This is a genomic window from Vibrio sp. MM46, assembly GCF_027587135.1.
GTDB classification, from domain to species: Bacteria; Pseudomonadota; Gammaproteobacteria; order Enterobacterales; family Vibrionaceae; genus Vibrio; species Vibrio harveyi.
Window position 1 is genome coordinate 1 of record NZ_JAPPTO010000051.1, and the last position, 6,463, is coordinate 6,463.

Below are 6,463 nucleotides of genomic sequence, written 5' to 3' on the forward strand. Positions count from 1 at the left end.
GCGTTAAGTAGTGAGCGACGCCGACCACCTTACCTAAACCATTGTGCCGTAAACACTAAATTCAAAGTAAACCGAAAATGCCAAGCGTTGCGAATCTGTCTTAAACGCTTTGTTATGTGACGTTTTTCCTATTTATCTCTGTGAGGCAAGCTTCTACAGCAGCTTTAAATAAAGCGAAACTTGTCACGCACATCAGTCCAGTGAGTAAGACCCAGAATGATAATTTTGTTGTTAATATCCAAAGAGTCCACCAAGAAAACAGTACGAATGACGCAAGTGACATAAACAACATCTCTTTGACTTTCTTCCAGTCTCGTTTAACTGGTGTGTTATCTTCGTATGATATTTCAGCGACTTCAACTCTCGGATCGGGGTACATCCTTGAAAGTAGCATGTCAATTCGAGCAGATACATTGCCATAATGCTTCGAGTTTTCAGGAAGTTGTTCTTGGACTTTGATATGTTCCATAAGTTCTTTATGAGAATTTCTATGAACCTCTTTGAACTTCGCTATAGCCATAATCAAACCTGCAAGTGATGCAGCTAGCTTGATGAAAACTTCTATTTCCATAATTAACTCTTATTAATAATTCCACAGTTCAACGAGTCACATAACGCCGCGTTAAGTAGTGAGCAACGCTACCACTAAACTTAACATTACCACCATAAACACAAAACCCAACCATTAACACTAAAAATGCCATGCGTTGGGAATCTGTCTTAAACGCTTTGTTAGGTGTTTACTCACTGGGTTCCAGTTTATCTAAAAAATCACTGAAACTATCTGCGACTACCAAATATTCATTAGTTTCTGCTTCGATAACAATAACTCTTGGATTACTGTGGTTTAGACGATAATCCAACGCAATCCATGTGTGACCATCACCATCAATTAGTAGCAATTCCTTTGGTAGTTCCCACTCTTTAACTAAATATAATGTGTCAAATATGGAGAGTCTTTCCAAGCTATTTGGGTCAGCAGTTGGAAAACCCCGAAAGTCGTAGATTCCATCCTGAAAATACAGTTTCGTCATCTTTGTCATTGCCTCAGGTAAAGCAATAGACAAAGAGTTTTTCTTGCCTATCACCTTCGTGAAACTTAAGGGTAGCGAGTAACCAAATTCTGATTCAAAGAGCTTGATCGAGTCCTCTAGCGATAGCTGTTTGTAGTTTTCAACTTCTAAAACCTCACCGCAATCACCACATACAAAATATGCAGTACTATTGATTACATCTGGGTTCTCTAAAGTAGATGAACAGTGACTGCACTTCATTTGGTACTCCTTGTCAACTCACCTAACGCTAAGCTAAGCGGTGAGCGAACGTGTGCTATGTTTGAGCGAAGCGAGTTCAGCACGCGTTTGCGAATCCGTCTTAAGCGCCTTGTTATGCGGTTGGTTCACGGTAAATGTTTGGTTGCCAAATTTGCATTAACATCTCTGGGTTTTCAATGGATTTAAAACCATATTGTGCATACAACCCATGAGCATCTTTAGTCGCTAAAACCATGCGTCTTAGCCCTTGTAATTCAGTGTGTTCAACTATTGATTGGATTAACCACTTGCTCAACCCTTTTCCTCGGTGAGATTCTAAGATGAAAACGTCAGCTAAGTACGCAAAAGTTGCTTTGTCAGTGATTAAGCGAGCAAAACCAACTTGAGAGCCTGTACTGTCAAAGACACCGAAACAAAATGAGTTCGATACTGCTTTTATCAAAGTAGCTCGAGGAATACCTTGTGCCCAGTAACTTGTTGAAATGAAACGATAGACGACTTCAAGATCTAGCTCATCATTATTTGTACTTATCTTATATCCTTTCACTTAAAGCCCTCCTTGATGCTTAAGCTCAATTTTGAGAGACCGCATAACGCCCTGTTAAGGGGTGAGCAACGCAATACCGAAGCCGCCGCATACCACCTTAAACACTAAAACCAACGCATAGTGAAAATGCCACGCGTTGCGAATCCCTCTTGAACAGTTTGTTAGTGAGCGGACTCATTTGTTGCACTTAATGCTTTGTCAAACAACGCCATATCTAATACGAAACTTTCAGTCATACCGTCAGACATAACTGAGGTCCAAAGTAGTTCTCTTTGAACCAATGATTCGATGGCAGCACTCGAGAGATCAAGTCGGTTTATTTGCGAAAACGTAAGGGTTGTCCCCCCTGCATCAACAAATGCGGCAACCACTAGTTTTTCATGCTCAGTGAGCCCGTTAAACGTACACTCTAGCGCTCGCTCAATTGACTTTTGCTGCGCTCGGTCTTGATTCCATTTGTAAGAACTAGAAGCTGCAATTCGTATGATCGGGAAAGAAATCATTACGCTAAACAATGCAATAACCCAATCATTGAAGAACAGGTATGTTGATAAGCCAATTGCACCGGAAATTGATGTAGCAACCCCTCGACCAAAATCGCTCTCGGAATATATACGCTCAGCCCACTTTTCTAACGTTTCCATTTAAATCTCTAATATCAAATCGATCGAAGCTCACTAACGCCTTGCTAAGGTGTGAGTAACGCAATACAAAAGCTACCGCACAGCGCCTTAATCACATAAGCCACCGCAAAGTAAAAATGCCACGCGTTACGAATCACTCTTAAGCAATTTGTTAGTACATACGCTACTTCTATTTATGCGCTCCAAGATATTGAAAACTGAGATGATATGAAAGGCTTTGAACACTGAAGTGAGACGGGCAGCTACAAAACTTTACCCCGATTGAAAGACGAAAGTTGGCTAGAAGAAAAACGCACTGAACTGCCCTACTTTCACTTGCTTCAAATTAGAAAAGGATTCTTTCCTCGTACTTCAACAGCCACAACAAAAGTGATCAAGGTTCTCTCAAAAACCACCACGAAAATGAAGAAGCACCAAAGAAATAGGATAAGAGTTAGAAGCCGTAAACGATGAAATCAAAGCGAACACTTCGCATATAGTGCCACCGGAAAGAACGTGAAAGGCACTAGCTGAAAGGTGTAAATACGAGCGCCAAAACAGATAAACACCAAAATTTATGACCTTTGATGTCAAACCCGTACTAACGCCGCATTAAGGTGTGAGCAACGCTACCACGAGACTCAACCAGACCACCGTAAACACTAAACCCCACGAGGGAATGAAAAATGCCAAGCGTTGGGAATCACTCTTAAATGCTTTGTTAGAAACGTTTTTCAGACGCCTAATCGAGTAATAGAAACGATTCAGCAAATTCAACTTTGTCACTAAGCAGTTGATGCATAACATACTCTTTAATTACATCAGTATCAGAGCTATATCGAACCATGACGTCCCAAACAAGCGCTGCCAAAGCTGAGCACTCGGAAGGTTCAAATTTAGGCTCTTCATACACAGAATAACTGAACTCATCCATTACTTGGACGAAGATCTCATCAGGCTCAATTACATATTCTGAAACTTCCGACACACAAATGCTTTCATTCAAATAGACAGAATATGGCACCACATTGTAACGATCTAAATATTTACAAACTAAATGCCCATTTATAAGTTCAGCACTATCGATTGTGGTTATGCCATCAATAATTGAATCAATAGCTATGTCAATTATTACACACGCTTCAAAAAGGCTTCTTTCATAAAAGTAATCTCTTGCATCTTCAATTACTTTATCACCTTGTCTATATGCGTCTTGTACTCTAGCCATAATTTCAACCGAAGACAGCTCAAAAAAGTTAAGAGCTTTATCTGGCTCAACAACATGAATTGATGGGATATCAACCAAGTCTGCTTTAGCGTTACGCATTTTGTTTCTGTGTATGTTTTCATCGGTACAAAACACTACATAAAAGTCTTGTAGAGTGTATGAACTCGTAGCTTCAAATGTTTGCGCTTTCAGTTTAGATAGCCAGTCTTTTTCATTGATATCATCAAACGACTTTATTTGAACACCAATTCTTTTAGTTTCACCCTCTTCATTTTCGTATTTAACCAAGATATCAACACCTTTGTCTCGTACACCTTGAATATCATAAGATGCATGACGATACGTCCCACAAAGTTCAAGCAAACAGTTTAAATTATCCGAAAACTTGGGGACTAGATCCTTGTTATGTTTATAATTTTTGAAGATCGATGTATCACGAGTTCTCACTTGATTTTCTCTAAGTAAGGAAAATACTAAACTCTTTACACTCGTACTCAAATTTATACTCCTCGTTTCTAACGCCCTGTTAAGGTGTGAGCAACGCAATACCGAAGCTACCGCATACCACCTTAAACACTAAAACCAACGCATAGTAAAAATGCCACGCGTTGCGAATCACTCTTAAACAGTTTGTTATGCCACTAAGTGCGCTTGATGTAAATCAAAGAAGCAACATTTAACGTATGCAATACTGCCGAGACATAATGTTGAAGGTAATTTTTATGCCATATGATATTGAAGGAAACTGGAAAGCTGGCTGGGCTTTGCAATTACACACAACTAAAAGTGTAATGTTAGAAAATGGAAGTTTCGAAAATACATATTCTGCAACAGGTCATGCCTTAAACAGACTAAAATACCATAATGAAACGCAGTACATTAAGCAATTAGCCGATGAGTTGGTTGCATTTATGCAAACTAGATATGTTACACGATACCTATCTGCAATCGTGCCTGCGCCGGCTTCAAAAGTTAGACCACTACAACCAGTTTATGCGATAGCTCAACAAGTCGCGAATCGCTTGGGAGTTACTTACGATCCAACATACCTACAAAAAGTAAAAAACACAGCTCAACTAAAATCAATCGAATGCCCACAACAACGTAGCAATTTATTACAAGGCGCATTTAATGTCGATCAACGATACAGAAACAAAAAAGTTCTGATTATTGATGACTTATTCAGATCTGGCTCAACTCTTAAAGAGTTGACCAAGACGATGTACAATCAAGGGTCTGTAAATGACGTTTATGTTGTTACATTAACTAAAACAAGGGTACATAGATGATGGGTAGCGTTTTCTTTTCTGGTTCAATTAGTATCAAGCGTTTACCTGAACGTATCATTGAAAGCATCAATCAGATAAACGAAATCAAAGAGTTCGAGATTTTAGTTGGTGATGCTGCTGGGTTTGATTCACTACTTCAAAGTTATTGCGAGAAAATTGGGTTCATAAATGTAACTGTATATTCTGTAAACGATACTCCGAGGAACTTTGTGAATAGCTTCAAGTTTAAGCAAGTCACAACTCCAGATGGTGTCAAAAGTGAACGAAAAAGGCAGACTTATAAAGATGAACAAATGACTGCCGACTCGGATATTAGTTTTGTTGTTTGGGATGAACAAAGCAAAGGCTCTTACAACAACATAATCAGAGCTTTAAAATGTAATAAAAAAGTAAGAGTATTCTCAACACGCACTGAGCAACCTATTAACGATATAAGTATTGACAGTATTACTCGTATTTACCACAACTCGAACGGATTGACAGCCACTGAACTATTAGAGTTGCTCTATACAAAGGGAGTAAAAGAGTTTGATACTGTAAAACAGTTAAACAGTTTTCTTGTCGAGCAAAAGTACGTACTGAAAGTGCCAGAGGGAAGTAAATCAACTTACAAAAGTGCCAGTGAGACCTACTCGTTTGATATTACTCATCGTGGTAAACATTCAGGTGTAAGGTTCAAGTATGAGCTAGTAGAACTGTTGGTCAATAGATTTAAACCTAAAGGTCGAAATGGGGGTTATGGTAGCTTAAGGGGTTAATGAGTAGCGGTGGCATAACGCCGCATTAAGGTGTGAGCAACGCATCCACGAAACTCAACCATACCACCGTAAACACAAAACCCAACGATGGAATGAAAAATGCCAAGCGTTGGGAATCACTCTTAAATGCTTTGTTAGGCATTTATTAACCACTTATCGCATCTTAGGTTTTGACAGCATCTTGAAGATGTCGGCAGAAGTTAACCCTTTGGTTTCACTTTTTAATACAGCACTATCAATGCCATTAAATTCAAGAGAGCCAACCCTACAATTTTTCATTATCTTATAAGGTTCTACACCTAAGCTATTAAAAAGAAAAAGAGCTTCTCGGTACGTGCGAATTGACGGCAAACCTGCGGTGCTAAATCCGTATTTATCCATCATATCTAATGAGAACCTTACAGCAGCCCCCTCCTCTAAAAGTATGGTTTGCTGCCCACCATGCTGATCAAGTAAATGCACTGTTTCATGTGCTAATTGGTATACCGCTAAACGCCAGTTTGTTTGAGCAGCAAAACTTAGCTCAGCAAAAGCACCATCTTTATTTGCAGAATATCGAATATGAGGTCCATCAACATACCAGTCAGGTTGATAGATAACTTTAGATTCATCCCTTGTGCCAAATAATGCTTCAGCTTCTGACATTAGTTCTTGCTGTAATTGCCAAAGTGCTGGCTTATTAATGGGTAATGCTTTACTAAAATCCACTTACGACTCCCGATTTTTTAACTGCCTGCTGATGCC

The 6,463-nt window shown here is 39.3% G+C and carries 8 protein-coding genes; 2 read left to right on the forward strand and 6 right to left on the reverse strand.

The genetic code is table 11. The features are described from left to right. Positions 1-112: 112 nt before the first annotated feature. From OH459_RS27305 to OH459_RS27335, 5 genes are all read right to left on the reverse strand, one after another. Complete coding sequence (locus OH459_RS27305) at positions 113-571, reverse strand: hypothetical protein (protein ID WP_269989662.1); 459 nt, start codon at positions 569-571, stop codon at positions 113-115. 169 nt (positions 572-740) lie between these two features. Further along, the gene (locus OH459_RS27310) at positions 741-1,274 is read right to left on the reverse strand and encodes an SMI1/KNR4 family protein (protein ID WP_269989664.1); all 534 of its coding nucleotides are present in this window, start codon (positions 1,272-1,274) and stop codon (positions 741-743) included. Between the two features lie 112 nt (positions 1,275-1,386). Further along, positions 1,387-1,821 carry a GNAT family N-acetyltransferase gene (locus OH459_RS27315; protein ID WP_269989666.1) on the reverse strand — a complete coding sequence of 145 codons (435 nt, stop codon included), beginning with the start codon at positions 1,819-1,821 and terminating at the stop codon, positions 1,387-1,389. A gap of 161 nt (positions 1,822-1,982) precedes the next feature. Next, positions 1,983-2,465: a superinfection exclusion B family protein gene (locus OH459_RS27325; RefSeq protein WP_004748939.1), complete on the reverse strand. Its 483-nt coding sequence runs from the start codon at positions 2,463-2,465 to the stop codon at positions 1,983-1,985. 721 nt (positions 2,466-3,186) lie between these two features. Then, positions 3,187-4,170, reverse strand: coding sequence for a hypothetical protein (locus OH459_RS27335; RefSeq protein ID WP_269989669.1), 984 nt, complete (start codon positions 4,168-4,170; stop codon positions 3,187-3,189). A gap of 224 nt (positions 4,171-4,394) precedes the next feature. Here OH459_RS27335 and OH459_RS27345 point away from each other — a divergent pair, with 224 nt between their 5' ends. Further along, positions 4,395-4,961, forward strand: a complete 567-nt coding sequence (locus OH459_RS27345; protein WP_049538606.1) for a ComF family protein — start codon at positions 4,395-4,397, stop codon at positions 4,959-4,961. Beyond that, positions 4,958-5,719, forward strand: a complete 762-nt coding sequence (locus OH459_RS27350) for a hypothetical protein (RefSeq protein ID WP_269989673.1) — start codon at positions 4,958-4,960, stop codon at positions 5,717-5,719. The genes OH459_RS27345 and OH459_RS27350 overlap by 4 nt, the downstream gene beginning before the upstream one ends. A 153-nt stretch (positions 5,720-5,872) precedes the next feature. On the opposite strand, the gene OH459_RS27355 is transcribed toward OH459_RS27350, so the two are convergent. After that, entirely contained in the window at positions 5,873-6,427 is a 555-nt protein-coding gene (locus OH459_RS27355) for a hypothetical protein (protein WP_269989675.1), read from the reverse strand. Between the last annotated feature and the right edge of the window lie 36 nt (positions 6,428-6,463).

Excerpts from the sequence above, each read along its gene's own strand:
- OH459_RS27310 (WP_269989664.1), bottom strand. The coding sequence starts at position 1,274 with ATGAAGTGCAGTCACTGTTCATCTACTTTAGAGAACCCAGATGTAATC.
- OH459_RS27325 (WP_004748939.1), bottom strand. The coding sequence starts at position 2,465 with ATGGAAACGTTAGAAAAGTGGGCTGAGCGTATATATTCCGAGAGCGAT.
- OH459_RS27350 (WP_269989673.1), top strand. The coding sequence starts at position 4,958 with ATGATGGGTAGCGTTTTCTTTTCTGGTTCAATTAGTATCAAGCGTTTA.
- OH459_RS27305 (WP_269989662.1), bottom strand. The coding sequence starts at position 571 with ATGGAAATAGAAGTTTTCATCAAGCTAGCTGCATCACTTGCAGGTTTG.
- OH459_RS27345 (WP_049538606.1), top strand. The coding sequence starts at position 4,395 with ATGCCATATGATATTGAAGGAAACTGGAAAGCTGGCTGGGCTTTGCAA.